Annotated in this window: 1 protein-coding gene; it reads right to left on the reverse strand. The window is 57.9% G+C overall.

Annotated features, from left to right (window positions below; all coding sequences use genetic code 11):
* Positions 1 to 232: 232 nt before the first annotated feature.
* A complete protein-coding gene (locus NW820_RS13520; protein WP_414407792.1) occupies positions 233 to 484 on the reverse strand; it encodes a hypothetical protein in 252 nt (83 codons plus the stop codon).
* Between the last annotated feature and the right edge of the window lie 20 nt (positions 485 to 504).

Below are 504 nucleotides of genomic sequence, written 5' to 3' on the forward strand. Positions count from 1 at the left end.
CGGAAAAACTGCGCCAGCATCGCCTGCCCTTCCCGCAGCTCTTGGATCAAAACCTGCTGGTTTTGCTGGGCAGCTTGCAACTCCTGGACGGCCCGAATCAGCCACTGCTCTTGCTCAGGTGTCATGGTTACCAAGGCGCTACAGAACAAGGAAATCCTACCACCCTAAATCTCCTCCTGGGAGAAGGATCCGGGGATGGTTACACTAGCAACGCAGAGCGCTTGGGCCCAAGCTACCGCCGTTCCAAAAAGTCGCGGCGCAGATCCCGAATCTCCTGCCGCATCTCCCGCATCTCTCGGGCCATCTCGTCAGTGCGCCGTTCCAGTGCTTCTGTGCGGCGTTCGATGGCCCGAGTACGCTCGTCAAACCGATCCATTGACTCGCGAAAGAACTGCGCCAGCATCGCCTGTCCCTCCCGCAGCTCTTGAATCAAAACCTGCTGGTTTTGCTGGACAAGACGCAGCTCCTGCTGGGCAGCTTGCAATTCTTTTTGGGAGGCTTGCA

The sequence above is a fragment of the Synechococcus sp. R55.7 genome (assembly GCF_047461955.1).
GTDB lineage: Bacteria > Cyanobacteriota > Cyanobacteriia > Thermostichales > Thermostichaceae > Thermostichus.